The sequence below is a fragment of the Archangium gephyra genome (assembly GCF_042230915.1).
GTDB classification, from domain to species: Bacteria; Myxococcota; Myxococcia; order Myxococcales; family Myxococcaceae; genus Archangium; species Archangium gephyra_B.
The window spans coordinates 2,343,291-2,358,769 of sequence record NZ_CP102578.1 but is presented as its reverse complement, the minus strand read 5'-3'; the positions used below and the strand labels follow the sequence as shown (position 1 = coordinate 2,358,769).

Sequence of the window (15,479 nt, the reverse complement as noted above, 5' to 3'; positions counted from 1 at the left end):
GAAGAGGAGCCCATCCTAGACATGGGTGCCGGAGCAAGCCCGTTTCCCAACATGTCCGATCGCATACGGCCCGGCGCGCGGTGAGACCGGAACCGTTGCCGTCCGGGCGGCGAGCCCTACACTGGCGCTCCACCGATGGAGGAATCCATGTCCCCCGACGAGGCCCCTGAACCGTCGCCGCGCAAGAAGACCGCACGGGAGACCGCCGCCCCCGGCCCCAGGACGTTGGCCATCGACATCGGAGGAAGCGGGCTCAAGGCGCTCATCCTCGGACCGGATGGGCAGGCGCTCACCGAGCGCCAGCGAGTGGCCACGCCGAAGCCCGCCACCCCCAAGGCGGTGATGGGCGCGCTGACGAAGCTGATTCAACCGCTCGGCGCGTTCGACCGCGTCTCGGTGGGCTTCCCGGGCGTGGTGGAGGAGGGAGTGACGAAGACGGCCCACAACCTCCACAAGGGCTGGGTGGGCTTCAACCTCGCCCAGGAGTTGGGCACGGTCACGGGCCGCCCGGTCCGCGTGCTCAACGACGCCGGCGTGCAGGGGTTCGGCGTCATCGAGGGGCGCGGCGTGGAGATGGTCCTCACCCTGGGCACCGGCATGGGCTGCGCGCTCTATGTCGATGGCAAGTACGTGCCCAACCTGGAGCTCGCCCACCACCCGTTCCGCCATGGGAAGACGTATGAGGAGTACGTGGGCAACGCCGCGCTCAGGCGCGTGGGCCGCAAGAAGTGGAACAAGCACGTGGAGCGGGTGCTGCAGCAGATCCAGCCCATCTTCAACCCGCGGAGAATCTACCTGGGAGGCGGCAACGCCCGGCTGCTCGACATCCCGTTCCCCGAGAACGTGAAGATCACCGAGAACGTCGCCGGGCTGCTGGGAGGCTTCGCGCTCTGGAAGGACGAGCCGGTGCCTCGCTGAGCGCGCCCGCGTCACTCCCGCCCGGCCACGCCGGAGGGGAAACGGACCCGGCAGAGCGAGCGGGCCCGCAGGAGGGTCTCCTCGACCGCGTGAATCCACGGAGAGGGAAAGCGCGCGGGCTCCTTCATCCACGAGGCGAGGCTCGGAACCGCCTGGGCGAGGCCCCAGCACTCGTCCGCCACGGCGGCCGCGAGCAACTCGCCCGCGCCCCGCAGCCGCTGGCTCCACTCCAGCCCCACGCGCGCGTCGAAGTCCTCCCCGAACATGCGCAGCTCCTGGTCGTCGATCACCCGGCGCCGCTCCCCGGCCATGCGCTCCGCGACCTGCCCCAGCACGCCGTAGGCCTGCCGGCGCACGGGCTTCGCGTGGACGAGCTCTCGCGAGAGCACGAGCAGGTGGCGCTCGAGCATGAGGCGCGGCATGCCGCGGCCGGCCAGCAGTCCGCCCAGCCAGGAGATGTGTTTCCACACCCGCGCCTCGTCCTGTCCGCCGAGCGTCACCAGCCACGCACTGTCGCTCCAGGAGAAACGGCGGCCGTGCTCGCCGTAGCGCCAGGCGTAATAGGGGAACTCCTCCCAGGAGGCCTCGGCGGCGCGAAGGGCGGCGCGCAGCTCGTCGAGGTCCGTGGTGATGGGGTGTCCTCCGGCGTCCCGGTTGAGCCACCAGGCGGGCGCGTGCTCGCGAGGAGGATGGAGCGCGTCGAGCAGACTCCGCACCTCGGAGAAGAGCTCGACGGCCGCACGGAGCACTCCCTCCTCCTGGGCGGCCTCGAGGGCCAGGCCTTCGAGCCGCTGCGCGAAGCCACTCCAGGGGGTGGTGCCAGGAAGCGGGAAGAGGGCCAGGCGCAGCGCGTAATGGTAGCCGAGCAATGACAGGGGCTCGCGGTGCGCCGCGGAGCGCATCCGCTCTCCGAGCGCGAGGGCGCCAATGAGGGCATGGTTCTCGAGCCTGTCCTCCGGCGCACCGGAGACGAGGCCGTGCTCGAGAAGCGGATGGCTGGACGGAGCCTCGGCCCCGAGCGCCGCCAGGGTGGGATGGGAGGTGTCCGCGAACGCCCGCGTCAGCGCCTGATGCAGGAGGGCGAGCGCCTGATGCAGGGCGCGATGACCCTCGGGCGGCAGGGCTCGGGCCACGAGGGCCTGGAAGCAGGGCAACGCCTCCACGGAGGCATGGTGCGCCTGGGTCTCGTTCCGCAGCCGGTCCACAAGGGGCATCTCGTGATGATGGCTCGTCTCCATGCCTGCCCTCCAGCCATTCCACGGAGCGCACGGCGGCGCAGCCCCACTCGTTCCGTCGCGATGCACACGATGAGGGGACGACCTCTCACAGTTGGAGCGACGCCATGGACAAGAAGGAATGGCTCAAACGACCCATGGGCATCCCCGTGGACCCCAACAAGCAGAAGGACCCCGAGGAGCATGGTGACCGGGTTCCCGCCGAGGGCCGGGCCGAGCACTTGAACGACGTGACCGAGCAGAACGGAGGCCAGCGCTCCGAGGTCGGCCTGCCCTGGAACGACACGAGCCTGGAGCGGGGCCTGTCCGACGAGTACGACAAGCACGGCGGACGCGGCGTGCCCAAGCGGGACGAGCCCAAGGACGAGTGACCGCCGTCCGGCCAGCGGGCAGGTGAGGAGGCGCTCAGGGGGGGAGCGGGCTCTCGCGCTCCTCGAGCAGCTCGTGCGGCACGGGGGCGTGCAGTTCCAGGCGCTCCCCCGAGAGCGGATGCACGAAGCCCAGGCGCTCCGCGTGGAGCAGGTAGCCGAGGTCTCCAGGCAGTCCCGGCTGCTCGGCGAGAGGGATGCCCCCGGCGGCGTAGAGGGGATCGCCTTCGAGGGGATGACCGATGGCGGCCAGGTGGATGCGGATCTGCTGGGGCCGGCCTGAGAGGATGTCGACCTCGAAGAGGGTGGTCGCCGTGCGCCGCTCGAGCACGCGCGCCAGGCTCCGGGAGGCCTTGCCACCGGGAGTCGCCCCATGGGTCATGCCCAGACGAGGGTGCGCCACCAGGCCAATGGGCGCCGTGATGTCGTAGCGCTCCTCGGTGGCCACGCCGCTCGAGAGCGCCCGGTAGCGCTTGTCCACCTCGTGCTCGCGCCAGGCGCGTGACAGCTTCGCCGCCGCGTCGTGCGTGCGAGCGAAGAGCACGAGCCCCGAGGTGCCGCGTCCCAGCCGGTGCAGGGGGCTCGCCTCCGGGAAGCGCTCCCGGACGACGCCCAGCAAGGTGTTGGCGAGAAAGTTCCCGCCCGGCATCATCGGCAGTCCGCTCGGCTTGAGGACCGCGAGGATCGCCTCGTCCTCGTGCACGAGCGAATAGTCGCGCGGCGCATCCTGCTCCTCCCAGGGAGGCCGGTTCCAGACGAGCCATTGGCCGGGCCGCAGGAGCTCCTCGCCCGTCGCGGGGACGTCCTCCAGCAGGACCTCGCCCCGGGCGAGCCGCTCCCGCCACACCGCTTCCGTGGAGTGCGGGTACGTCTTGATCAGATAGGAGAGCGTGCTCTGTCCCCGCCCCCGGGCTCCCAGCTGTTCGCGGTAGGCGTAGCCCTGGTTGAGCCGCATGCCGTCACCTCCCACCCTCGTGGAGCCAACCTCTTACTACGAGACCCTCTTCCGTCCGCAGAGCAAGCAGGTGAGGAGGCCACGGCCCTCCAGGCCGCCCCGTGGCCGCACCGCCCCGTGAGCGTTATCCCAGAAGCCGGATGAACGTCTCCCCCGTGCTCGACAGGCCACCGCTCGTGACGGTGACTCCCGATGGACTCTTCTGCCCGCCGGGGAACTTCCACATCGACCCCTGGAAGCCCGTGGCCCGCGCCCTCATCACCCACGCGCACGGGGACCATGCCCGCTGGGGGAGTCAGCGCTACCTCGGCGCGAGTCCCTCCGTCGGCCTGCTGCGCAAGCGCCTGGGAGCGGAGGCGAACATCTCCACGCTCGGCTATGGCGAGCGGCTGCCGCTCGGTGAGGTGACGGTCAGCTTCCACCCGGCGGGCCACATCCTGGGCAGCGCGCAGATCCGCATCGAGCACCGGGGCGAGGTGTGGGTGGTGTCCGGCGACTACAAGCGCGACCCGGATCCGACGTGCCCGCCCTTCGAGCCCGTGCGCTGCGACACCTTCATCACCGAGGCCACCTTCGCGCTGCCCATCTACCGCTGGGAAGACACGCGGCTCGTCGCGCAGGAGGTGCTGCGCTGGTGGGACGGCAACCGCGAGGCGGGCCGGGCCTCGGTGCTCTTCTGCTACGCGCTGGGCAAGGCGCAGCGGCTGCTGGCCGAGCTGGCCCGGCTCACGGACCGCGAGGTGTTTGTGCACGGCGCCACGCACGCGCTGGTGGAGTGCTACCGCGAGGCCGGCGTGCGGATGCTCCCCACGCGCCCGGTGTCCGAGGTGGAGAAGGGCACCTCGTATGCGGGAGCGCTCGTGCTGGCGCCGCCCAGCGCCGCCGGCTCCACGTGGATGCGGCGCTTCGGCGAGCACGAGACGGGCTTCGCCTCGGGGTGGATGCGGGTGCGGGGCAACCGGCGCCGCCGGGGCTACGACCGGGGCTTCGTGCTCTCCGACCACGCGGACTGGCCGGGACTGCTGCGCACCGCGAAGGAGACGGGTGCCTCGCGCATCCTCGTCACCCATGGCTCCAGTGACACGCTCGCCCGCTACCTGCGCGAGAACCTGGGCATCGACGCCGCACCGCTCGCCACTCCGTTCGAAGGCGAGACGGAGGACTGAGGCGTACGGTGCTCAGATGATGTCGTCGGGCAGGAAGACGAGGTGGTCATGAGGCAGCTGGCCCGAGCCCGCGAGCTGCAGGTACTCCTCCTTGCTGCGCACGGTCGCGAGGACCTCGGGGACTCCATTCCTCGTCACGACGACAGCACCGATGGTGCCGGGTCCCGCCGCGAAGATCGCCGAGAGCGCGGCCCGTTGCTCGGGAGTCGGTTGCGCCCGGAGGCGCTGGACAATCATCACGGCCAATCCCGCCGGACCGATCGTGATCAATGCCAAGCCCGGCCAGTCGATTTTCCTCGGACGACCTGTGCTGATACTCCGGTAGAGAAGAACGCCCGAGGCGGCTCCAAAGGTGAAGAGCCACACCATCAATCCGAGCAACCACAACGGGATGCGTTTCCTCACGGCGATTCTCTCCACACATTCACCCTACTCTCAACGTCTACCCCCTGGCGGGCCGTCCAGGTTACGGCGGACGCCCTGTTCCACCTGCTCACCGGTCAGTGCGTCTACGAGATAGTACCCGGCGAAACCGATGATGAATCCCACGGCATTTCCCAAGAATGGGACCTCGGAGCCCCAGATGGCACCCACGACACCCGCCGCGACAGCGGAACCAAGGCCGCCAGAGACAAAGGCCCGCGTCCCTGTCGCGACATAGTCCGCACGACTGTGCTCCTCACCGTCGAGCGCGAGCGAGGTCATCGTGAAGACCGGTGCGGCCAACGCGCCTCCTGCGAATCCACCGACGGCCCGGCCTGTACCTGTCGCCAACCGGGCACTCACTCCCTGTCCAACGAGTTTGTGCGCTACGGCACTGCCTGCATTCGCCGTGACGAGGTTCTGGGTGGCTCCACCTACCAGGCCTGACGTCCCTCCCGCGGTTACTGCCTTCACCAGTCTCGGCGCTACGACGGGCTCCTGCCCATCGAACATTTCATAGAAAAGCCAACCGCCTTCAAAAGCGACAGACACCATGGCGCCACCCGCCGCGCTACGACCACCCGCGATACCAGAGGCAACGGCGTTTCCGCGCATCCCTCCCCCATGCCTCGCCACCATGAGGAGCTCCGGGAAGACCCAGCGATTGACCTCCGCGGGTGTCATGTGGGGATTGGCAGTGGCCACCTGCTGCCGGAACCGCTCCAGGTTGACGAGATGAGGAGTGGTGATGCCGTTGCCCCGGACACGGCTGGCGATCTTCTCCCTCAATGACGAGAGCGCGGATTCGGCCTGCTGGCGCACCTCGGCCGGAGTTCCCGTGCCCCTGCGCGTGTTCTCCAGGTTCTGGTAGGCGCGGTACACCGTTCCGCCAATCCGCACCGGCTCCATCTCCAGGAGCTTGTCCGCGACCTCCCGGTAGGATGGCTTGCGGTAATTGTCGGGGTTGCGCAGCGCGGCCCGGAACGATTCGACGTGGTCCTCGTTCACGGAGACGTAGCCGTTGCGCAGCATCAGGGCGCGGCCCTCGGCTGCGGGGATCTCCGGATACAGGACCGCTCGCGCCCTCTCGTAGGTCTCGGGGCGCAGCCCCACGATGTCCCGCAGCCCCCGCAGGTAGGTCTCGAACGGGTCTCCCCTGGCATCGGCCGAGCGCACGCTCGTCTTCACCGAGTTCAAGCCACCTCGGTAGTCGCGCAGATCGAAGATGGGGTGATTGTGGCGCACGGCATTGAGATCCTGCTGGGGAATCATCCCGCCGCGCTGAGCCGACAGCTCACCGAGGTTTCCGCGCCAGTCGCTCCGTGAGAGCGGGGTCATGCCCGGGTTCAACGAGAACGGGCCTGGGGCATGACTCTCGAAGCCAGGCAGGGAGTGCAGGCTGTTGAGGTACCCCGACAGGGCCGAGCTCGTCACTGTCGGGATGGAGTTCCGCCACAGCAACTCCTCGAGCTGCTGGCGGGTGAGAACCTCGCCGGAGGGACACTGGCGCTGATCGGGTCCGACCCTGACGACGGCCAGCGCCGCGCCCTGGGGAACGAGCTTGAAGTACTCGCCAGGCACTTGAAGGGGCGGGCCTTGCCTGGCCGGGGCACGCCCCGAGTACTTCTGGCCCGTGCCCCTCTTCGACCGAATCGTCATGTGCGCTCCTCTTCAGCCGGAGCACAGTCTAGCAGCCGGGCCCCTGCCTTCCCGCCCCCCTTCTGGCCGCACCGTCACCTGCTCGTTATCAAGAGAGGTCAATGAACGGCTCGAACGGCGAGACGGAGGACTGACCCGTGCACCGGCTCGCGGACCTCTACGAGGCGCTCGACGCCACCACCTCCACCAACGCCAAGGTCGAGGCGCTGGTGGCTTACTTCCGCGACACGCCCCCCGAGGATGCCGCGTGGGGCCTCTTCTTCCTCACCGGCCGCCGCCTCAAGCGGCTCATCCCCTCCAAGGCCCTGCGCCAGTGGGTCCGCGAGCTGACCGACACCCCCGAGTGGCTCTTCGACGAGACGTACGCCGTCGTAGGCGACCTCGCCGAGGTCATCGCCCTCCTGCTCGACCAGACCGAGCGCCCCGCCACCACCGAGGAGCTGCCCCTGTCCCGCTGGTTGGAGGAGCGGCTGCTGCCCCTCGCCGGGCTCTCTCTCCCCGAGCAGCGAGAGCGCGTCACCGGCTGGTGGCACGTGCTCCCCCGCCGCGAGCTGTTCCTCTTCAACAAGATGCTCACCGGCGAGCTGCGCGTCGGCGTCTCCGACACGCTCGTGGTCCGCGCCCTGGCCCAGCACGCCGGACTGCCTCCGGCCGCCGTGTCCCACCGGCTCATGGGCACCTGGGCCCCCTCCCGCGCCTTCTTCGAGCAGCTCATCGCCCCGGATGTCTCCGATGGGGACCGCTCGCGCCCCTATCCCTTCTATCTCGCCAGCCCCCTGGAGCAGCCCCCCGCCCAGCTCGGCGAGCGCGCGGACTGGCTCGTCGAGTGGAAGTGGGATGGCATCCGCGGCCAGCTCATCCGCCGCCAGGGCGGCGTTTACCTGTGGAGCCGCGGCGAGGAGCTCATCACCGAGCGCTTCCCGGAGATCGCCGAGGCCGCCGCCAGCCTCCCCGATGGCACCGTGCTCGATGGCGAGGTGCTCGCCTACGCCGAGGGACAGCCCCTCCCCTTCAGCCGCCTCCAGCGCCGCATCGGACGCCAGAAGCTCACCGCCAAGGTGCTCGCCGAGGCTCCCGCCGCCTTCATGGCGTACGACCTCCTCGAGCAGGACGGACAGGACCTCCGCCCGCTCCCCCTGCGCGAGCGCCGCGCACGCCTGGAGGCACTGCTGCGCGACCGGCCCCTGTTCCCCGTTTCCCCCGTCATCGCGGCTCCCACGTGGGAGGCCCTCGCCGAGGCCCGGCACGAGTCGCGCTCGCGCAACGTCGAGGGCTTCATGCTCAAGCGCCTCGAGTCCCCCTACCAGCACGGCCGCAAGCGCGGGGACTGGTGGAAGTGGAAGATCGATCCCTTCACCGTCGATGCCATCCTGCTCTACGCGCATCCCGGCCACGGGCGGCGCGCCTCGCTCTACACGGACTACACGTTCGCCGTGTGGAATGGCGAGGAGCTGCTCCCCATCGCCAAGGCGTACTCGGGCCTCACGGACGAGGAGATCGCCCGGCTCGACCGGTGGATCCGCGCGCATACCCGCGAGAAGTTCGGCCCCGTCCGCTCCGTCGAGCCCCTCCAGGTCTTCGAGCTCCACTTCGAGGGCATCGCCGCCTCGCCCCGCCACAAGTCCGGGATTGCCCTGCGCTTCCCTCGCATCGCCCGCTGGCGCTCGGACAAGACCCCGCGTGACGCGGATTCGCTCGACCGCCTCAAGGAGCTGCTCCATGCCCCCGCGTAGACGCTCACGGAGCAGCGGCACGGGTCTCCGCGTAGACCCTCACCCCGTCCCTCTCCCAAAGGGAGAGGGTTCAACCCCGGATGACGCGTTGCGCTCGTGGTTCCGGGAACAGGGATGGGAGCCGTTCCCCTTTCAGCTCGAGGCCTGGGAGGCGTACTCCCGCGGGCAGAGCGGCCTCATCCACGTCCCCACCGGCGCCGGGAAGACCTATGCCGCCTATCTCGGGCCCCTGGCCGAGGTCGCTCGTCATCGCCAGAAGGGGCTGCAGATCCTCTATGTCACCCCGCTTCGCGCCGTCTCCCGGGACATCGAGCTCGCGCTGAACGCGCCCCTCGCCGCGCTCGACGCCGACATCACCGTGGAGAGCCGCACCGGCGACACCTCCTCGTCCGTGCGCCGCCGCCAGCGCGAGCGCCTCCCCGAAGTCCTCATCACCACTCCCGAGTCCCTCTCGCTCCTCTTGTGCAACGAGCGCGCGCACGAGCTCTTCGCCTCCCTGCGCTGCGTCATCGTCGACGAGTGGCACGAGCTGCTCGGCTCCAAGCGTGGCACCCAGGTGGAGCTCGCCCTCGCCCGGTTGCGCCGCTTCGCGCCCGCCCTGCGCACCTGGGCCCTCTCCGCCACCCTCGCCAACCTCGACGAGGCCGCCCGCGCCGCCGTGGGCCCCCACATCACGCCCACCTTCATCCGCGCCGGGCTCGCCCGCCCCGTCCGCGTCGAGACCCTGCTGCCCGACTCCGTCGATGCCTTCCCATGGGCCGGACACCTGGGCTTCTCCATGCTGCGCAAGGTGGCAGACTGGCTCGACCCCGCCCGCTCCACCCTCCTCTTCACCAACACCCGCTCCCAGGCCGAGCGCTGGTACGAGGGCCTCCGCTTCCTCCACCCCGAGTGGGAGGACGTGCTCGCCCTCCACCACGGCTCCATCGATCGCGAGGCCCGCGAGCGCGTGGAGCAGGGACTCAAGGACGGCAGCGTGCGCCTCGTCGTCGCCACCTCCTCGTTGGATCTCGGAGTGGACTTTGGCCCCGTGGAGCGCGTGGTGCAGGTGGGCAGCCCCAAGGGCATCGCCCGCACCCTCCAGCGCGCCGGCCGCAGCGCCCACCGCCCCGGCGCCACCGCCCACCTCCTCTTCGTCCCCACCCATGCCCTCGAGCTCGTGGAGATGAGCGCCGCCCGCGAGGCACTCGCCCACTGCGAGGTGGAGCCGCGCGCGCCCCTCCGCCAACCGTTGGATGTGCTCGCCCAGCACCTCGTCACCTGCGCGCTCGGCGGCGGCTTCACCCGCGACACCCTGCTCGCCGAGGTGCGTGACACGCTCGCCTACCAGGGGCTCTCCGAGGAGGACTTCGATCGAACCCTCGTGCTGGTGACGGAGGGCGGCCCCACCCTGCGCGCCTACCCGCAGTTCCGCCGCGTGCAGCGGCTGGAGGACCGGTACGTGGTGGCGGACACGCGCGTGGCCCGGCTCCACCGCCTCAACGTGGGCACCATCGCCTCCAACGCCTCGGTGGAGCTGCGCTACCTGAAGGGCGCCCGGCTCGGCACCGTGGAGGAGTCCTTCGTGAGCCGCCTGCGGCCCGGCGACACCTTCCTCTTCGCCGGCAAGCGGCTCGAGTTCCGCCTCATGAAGGACCTCACCGCCTACGTACGGGCCGCGAAGGAGCGCGCCTCGGCCACGCCCCGCTGGAGCGGCGGACGGCTGCCACTGTCCGGCTCGCTCGCCGCCGCCGTGCGCCGGACCTTCCACGCCGCCCGGAACGGACAGCTCGACAGCGCCGAGCTCGAAGCGGCCCGGCCCGTGCTGGAGGCCCAGGCCCGCCTGTCCCGGGTGCCCGCGCGCGACGCCTGCCTCGCCGAGCTGTACCAGACCCGCGAGGGCCACCACCTCTTCCTCTACCCCTTCGAGGGCCGCCTGGTGCACGAGGGCCTCGCCGCGCTGCTGGCCCTGCGCCTCACGCGGCTGCAGAAGGCCACCTTCAGCCTCGCGGTGAACGACTACGGCCTGGAGCTGCTCACGCCCTCGCCCTTCCCCTTCGAGGAGGCGCTGCGTCCCGCGCTCTTCACGCGCGAGCGGCTGGTGGAGGACATCCTCGAGAGCGTCAACCTGGGCGAGCTGGCGCGGCGCCAGTTCCGCGACGTGGCGCGCGTGGCGGGGCTGGTGCTGCCGGGGCTGCCCGGGGCGCGCAAGTCCACCCGACAGGTGCAGGCCAGCGCGGGCCTCCTCTATGACGTCTTCGCCCGCTACGAGCCGGACCACCTGCTGCTCGCCCAGGCGCGGCGCGAGGTGTTGGAGCAGCACTTCGAGCAGGTGCGGCTGGTGAGCACGCTGGAGCGCTTGGAGGGCTCGCCGCTGGAGTGCATTCACGTCCCACGGCCCACGCCGCTGGGCTTCCCGCTCGTCGTCGAGCGCATGGGCGCCACCCTGTCCAACGAGTCGCTGGCGGAGCGGGTGGAGCGGATGAAGGAGCGATGGCTGCGCGAGGACTCCCTGTCCGCCTAGGCGGCACCGAGGTGGAGCTGCGCCCCGAGCGCGCCCTGTACTGGCCCGGGGGCGGCGTGCTGGCGGTGGCGGACCTGCACTGGGGCAAGCCGGAGAGCTTCCACCAGCACGGCATTCCCCTGCCCCCCGAGGTGCTGGAAGACGACCTCGCGCGGCTCTCCGCGGCCCTGCATGCCACCAGGGCCCGCCGGCTGCTGCTGGTGGGGGACCTCGTCCACTCGCGCCGGGGCCTCACGCCCGAGGTGGTGCGGCGCGTGGCCGACTGGCGCACGGGCCATGAAGTGGAGATGGTGCTGATACGGGGCAACCATGACCGGCACCTGGATGCACTGCCCACCGCGTGGCGGATGGAGATGTTGGAGCCGCACCTCGACGAGGGCCCCTTCCGCTTCGCGCACCACCCGGAGCCCGCCCGGGGGCACTACGTCTGGGCCGGCCACCTGCATCCCACCGTGCGCCTGAGCACTGGGGCGGATCGGCTGCGCCTGCCGTGTTTCCACCTGGGCGAGGGCGTGGGCGTGCTACCCGCCTTCAGCGCCTTCACCGGAGGCATGGACATCCGGCCCCGCGCGGGCGAGCGCCTCTTCGCCATCGCCGGGGACTCCGTGGTGGAAGTGCCTCCGCCGCGCTCGGCCCGTGGCGCACGGAGCCGATGAACCCGCTGGAGTACCCCACCCGCCCCTACGCGTACACTGGACATGGCACTCTGGAGGGGATGGGTCCCTTCTTCGCCCCCTGTGGAACAGGCATAATCGCCACGAATGGCGGAAACAGAGAGCAGACCAGCGGAAGGCGGGACCGGTGAGGTGGCTGCCAGTGACCAGCAGGCGCATTCCCTTGCGCAAAGGATGATGGGGGAGTCGCCAAATCGGGACATGGTGGAATCACCGCTCAGGGTCGATCCCAAAGATGCGACGCTCGTCGGTCGACTCGCTCTTCCCGACGCGGCAGCGAAAGCCACAGCAACTGGGCTCCAGGGCACTGCTGAAACCAAGATTGAAGAGAAACCTGCTCCATCACCATCCCGCTCGAAGGAAGCAAAGAGCGCTGCTCAGGTTTCATCGAGCCAAGCTCACGTTGATAAAACCCATGCCGACCCCACCAGATACTCCAAGATCTCCTCGATCAAGGAACTGGAGGCCTCGGTCGACGCGGAATGCTGCATCGTGCAGATCCACGGACCGGAGTTGGGCAAGAAGTACACGCTCCAGGAAACCGAGTTCACCATCGGGCGGGAAGAGGGAAACCACATCGTGGTGGACCTCGATAACGTGTCGCGCAGGCACGCGATGATCATCCGCAAGCAGGGGCGGATGCTGGTGAAGGACCTGGGCTCCACCAACGGCACCTACCTCAACGATCAGGAGGTGACGCAGGAGACGGCGCTGCGCTCGGGCGATCTCATCAAGATGGGAGGGTCCATCTTCAAATTCCTCACCGGCGGCAACGTGGAGCTGCAGTACCACGAGACCATCTACACACTGACGATCGTGGATGGGCTCACCGGAGCAAACAACAAGCGCTACTTCCTCGAGTATCTGGAGAGGGAGATGGGGCGGTGCCATCGATTCGAGCGTCCCCTGACGCTGATGATGTTCGACATCGACTTCTTCAAGAAGATCAACGACGTGCACGGGCACCTGGCCGGTGACTACGTGCTGCGCGAACTGGCCCAGACCATCAAGCGGATGGTGCGAAAGGAGCAGTGCTTCGCACGCTATGGCGGCGAGGAGTTCGTGCTGGTGGTACCCGAGGACGGAGTGGACAGGGTCCGCATCTCTGCAGAGAAAATCCGCCAGACGATCGAGAAAAAGCAGTTCGTCTTCGAGAATCAGGAGATTCCGGTCACCGTGTCGCTGGGGATGACGAGCATGACTCCGGACATGGTGGAGCCCCTGCAACTCATCAAGGTTGCGGACGCCAACCTCTACATCGCCAAGAAGACTGGACGTAACCGGGTTGTTGCCACGCTCAACCCGAGTTCAAGCCCTCCCGCCTCGCTGAAATTGGGCTCGGCGGATACGCCCCCGGGACCAGTCCGGCTGGTGCGTGAACCCCGTCGTCCAATCGACGGAATGGCACTTGTGCGACGCAACCTCGACAGGTCCCCTCCAGGTCCCGTGCTCGCCTTCGAGGTGGCCGACGAGCGCACCATCATCGATCTCCTGGGCTCATCAGGCTTCGAGGAGTGGACTTTCGAGCTGGAGCAGGAGATCGAAAAAGCCATTGGCCCCGCGGATCTCCTCGGGAGTTGGCGAGACCGCTACATCCTCGCGGCTCTCGAAGTGAGAGGGCATGAAGATCGAGCCCGTAGCGTCATCGATGCGGTCAGGATCGCATGGGCAGCGCGGCCTGTTCCGGATGCTGTCAGTGGAAGACTGGCTCGCTCACTACGTACAGCGGTCCTGCCTCCGGACTCCGTCGTAGCCACGGGGGAGCGTGGTCTGGATCGTCTCGCGGTCCAGCTCTTGGACGATGCGGGGCGCACGGTCTTGCAGGATGCGCGTTCGGCTCTGCCATTTCCCCTGGCCGCGCCGCGTGCGCTCGTCCTCGCCCAGCGCACGGCGTTCACTCGCTTCAAGGCCATCGTGGATGCGTTGGAGTCGTCGCTGCGCTTCGTAGTAGCCCTGGAACTCGCATTGCTGCGCGAGAGCGAGCATGCAGAGGCCCGCGAAAAGGCCGCGAGCCTGATCGCCAACCATTCTGACCGACCGCTCACTCTGGACACCTGGGAGGATCTGGCCATTCAGCTAGCCGCACTCCTTCCCAAGCAATCGAATGAGCCCGTAATAGGTGCGCTGCGGAGCCTGGTGCGGAATGATGGCCAACGCTCCGCTCTGTCGGAACAGCTACGTGAAGCCGTCCACGAGCGGGACCGCCTCATCGGACAGGGCATCACGCTGGCCGACGAGGCGTATCGCGAGCAGGAAGAGGTGTTCGGGAAGCTGCTCGATGAATTCCTTAGGCTCCTTGAGCCGCTCAAGCACGCACGTCTCGTCAGCGTGGCCGAAATTGAGTCGCTCGAATCGGATGATGACAGCGTCCGTTATGCGCTCTACGGCCACCAGGGAGTCACCGAACATTTTCCCATCGGCCACGAGAGCCTTGAAGCACGTCTAGCGCGCGACTGGTGCTATCTCATCATCCAGGGCCGTGCTCCACTGTGCCTTGCTCCGGTCGTGGCTGCACGAACGTGCGAGAGCTGCGGCCGAGTAGAGGTGTTCCTGGCTGAAGGACTCTGGTTTGGTCCCAAGGGGGCCGAGGCTCGAGTCCGAGGCGTCACCTCCAACCACAAGGCCGCGATCCGCATCCCCTTCGACTCACGGACCCGGCTTTTCTTCGAGGCCGTCAAAGCGGTCCCCCAAAGGGACAACCTCCCGTCCACGACCATGCTCGCGTCGCCCCCTCCGTCCGAGCCGCAGCCGGCCATACCCGCCTTGCCCACGGCCTCACCGGTCGCCGTGTCTTCGCCCACCGCCGCGAAGACGCTCTCTTTCCGAGCGGTTGTGCCGTCCTCAAGTCCTCCGTTCGCGCCCGGCCCAACTGTGGCAGCGCCTTTGAGCGCCCAGCCCGCCCCTCCGCTGCCCACCACCGCCGCGCCGACGACCCCTCCCATTCCCGCGGCACTGCGTGCGGCACTCGCAACCGGGCGGGTCATCCCTTTCGTCGGCGCGGGTGTGTCGATGGCGGTGGTCGACGCAACACAACCGGGTACGCGCCTCTTTCCGAGTTGGGGGGCCTTGCTCGAATTGGTGGCGAAGTGGTTGGACGAGGACGGACTCACGGGCGACGCCATGGCAGTGCGGGGCGCACTGTCGAAGAGGGTACCGAACTACCTCGATGCTGCCCGCGCCGCGCGAGAGGGCCTTGGCCCCAACTGGTACAAAGTGCTCCGCGAAGTATTCGATCCACCCCGCAGCCGCGCGCTGGAGGAGAGCCTCGCGTTACCGCGCGCCATCTGGGAGTTCGGCAGCAAGCTCGTGGTCACGACGAACTATGACCGCGTCCTGAAATGGTCATGCCCCGAGTGGGCCAACCTGCGCTCCTGGGACATCGAGGCGCCCGCTGAGTTGGTGAGGCTCCTGCGTGATGACCTCGACTACCCGACGATCTGGCATCTGCATGGCACGATCGAGAACGCAGCGAACCTGATTCTCACGCCCGACGGCTACAACCGCCTCTATTCAACTAATGATGTGAGAGGCGCACATTACGAGGCAGCGCTCACCTCATTGCGTCACCTGCTTGCGTCGCACACGCTGCTCTTCGTCGGTTTCAGCTTCGAGGATACGACCTTCGGCGATCAACTTCGATGGCTAGAGGAGACGTTCCGGGGAGCCGGGGGCCCTCACTATGTGCTCGTGCGTGAGGCCGAGCGCGACCGCATGCGTACTCGGCTGCAAGGGCTTCCATTGGAACTCCTAACCTATGCGGAGCATGGAGAGCCACTCGTTACTCGCGTACGAGAGTTCGCCACAGTGTGCCAGCAACGTCCGAGGACTAATCTGTAATCAGACTC

11 protein-coding genes are annotated in these 15,479 nt (G+C 68.6%); 7 read left to right on the top strand and 4 right to left on the bottom strand.

Going from position 1 to position 15,479, the window contains the following annotated elements:
- Nucleotides 1-147 precede the first annotated feature (147 nt).
- Nucleotides 148-918 carry an ROK family protein gene (locus tag NR798_RS09400; protein WP_375771102.1) on the top strand — a complete coding sequence of 257 codons (771 nt, stop codon included), beginning with the start codon at nucleotides 148-150 and terminating at the stop codon, nucleotides 916-918.
- Between the two features lie 11 nt (nucleotides 919-929).
- Here NR798_RS09400 and NR798_RS09395 read toward each other — a convergent pair whose 3' ends face one another.
- Nucleotides 930-2,156, bottom strand: coding sequence for a hypothetical protein (locus tag NR798_RS09395; protein WP_375771101.1), 1,227 nt, complete (start codon nucleotides 2,154-2,156; stop codon nucleotides 930-932).
- A gap of 104 nt (nucleotides 2,157-2,260) precedes the next feature.
- On the opposite strand from NR798_RS09395, the gene NR798_RS09390 reads away from it, so the two are divergent.
- Nucleotides 2,261-2,524 carry a hypothetical protein gene (locus tag NR798_RS09390; protein WP_375771100.1) on the top strand — a complete coding sequence of 88 codons (264 nt, stop codon included), beginning with the start codon at nucleotides 2,261-2,263 and terminating at the stop codon, nucleotides 2,522-2,524.
- Nucleotides 2,525-2,558: 34 nt separating this feature from the next.
- Here NR798_RS09390 and NR798_RS09385 read toward each other — a convergent pair whose 3' ends face one another.
- Nucleotides 2,559-3,476, bottom strand: a complete 918-nt coding sequence (locus tag NR798_RS09385; RefSeq protein ID WP_375771099.1) for an RluA family pseudouridine synthase — start codon at nucleotides 3,474-3,476, stop codon at nucleotides 2,559-2,561.
- 140 nt (nucleotides 3,477-3,616) lie between these two features.
- On the opposite strand from NR798_RS09385, the gene NR798_RS09380 reads away from it, so the two are divergent.
- On the top strand, nucleotides 3,617-4,642 hold the full coding sequence (locus tag NR798_RS09380; protein WP_375771098.1) for a ligase-associated DNA damage response exonuclease: 1,026 nt from the start codon (nucleotides 3,617-3,619) through the stop codon (nucleotides 4,640-4,642).
- A gap of 12 nt (nucleotides 4,643-4,654) precedes the next feature.
- Here NR798_RS09380 and NR798_RS09375 read toward each other — a convergent pair whose 3' ends face one another.
- Together NR798_RS09375 and NR798_RS09370 are read right to left on the bottom strand one after the other, a co-directional pair.
- Nucleotides 4,655-4,879 carry a hypothetical protein gene (locus tag NR798_RS09375; RefSeq protein ID WP_375771097.1) on the bottom strand — a complete coding sequence of 75 codons (225 nt, stop codon included), beginning with the start codon at nucleotides 4,877-4,879 and terminating at the stop codon, nucleotides 4,655-4,657.
- A gap of 198 nt (nucleotides 4,880-5,077) precedes the next feature.
- Nucleotides 5,078-6,724: a hypothetical protein gene (locus tag NR798_RS09370; RefSeq protein ID WP_375771096.1), complete on the bottom strand. Its 1,647-nt coding sequence runs from the start codon at nucleotides 6,722-6,724 to the stop codon at nucleotides 5,078-5,080.
- A gap of 137 nt (nucleotides 6,725-6,861) precedes the next feature.
- Here NR798_RS09370 and NR798_RS09365 point away from each other — a divergent pair, with 137 nt between their 5' ends.
- The 4 genes from NR798_RS09365 (at nucleotide 6,862) to NR798_RS09350 (ending at nucleotide 15,471) form a co-directional block, all read left to right on the top strand.
- A complete protein-coding gene (locus tag NR798_RS09365) occupies nucleotides 6,862-8,457 on the top strand; it encodes an ATP-dependent DNA ligase (RefSeq protein WP_375771095.1) in 1,596 nt (531 codons plus the stop codon).
- Nucleotides 8,444-10,960, top strand: a complete 2,517-nt coding sequence (locus NR798_RS09360) for a ligase-associated DNA damage response DEXH box helicase (protein ID WP_375771094.1) — start codon at nucleotides 8,444-8,446, stop codon at nucleotides 10,958-10,960. Before NR798_RS09365 ends, NR798_RS09360 begins: the two co-directional genes overlap by 14 nt.
- Nucleotides 10,930-11,616, top strand: a complete 687-nt coding sequence (gene pdeM / locus NR798_RS09355) for a ligase-associated DNA damage response endonuclease PdeM (RefSeq protein ID WP_375771093.1) — start codon at nucleotides 10,930-10,932, stop codon at nucleotides 11,614-11,616. The genes NR798_RS09360 and pdeM overlap by 31 nt, the downstream gene beginning before the upstream one ends.
- A 219-nt stretch (nucleotides 11,617-11,835) precedes the next feature.
- The gene (locus tag NR798_RS09350; protein ID WP_375771092.1) at nucleotides 11,836-15,471 is read left to right on the top strand and encodes a diguanylate cyclase; all 3,636 of its coding nucleotides are present in this window, start codon (nucleotides 11,836-11,838) and stop codon (nucleotides 15,469-15,471) included.
- Nucleotides 15,472-15,479: the final 8 nt, after the last annotated feature.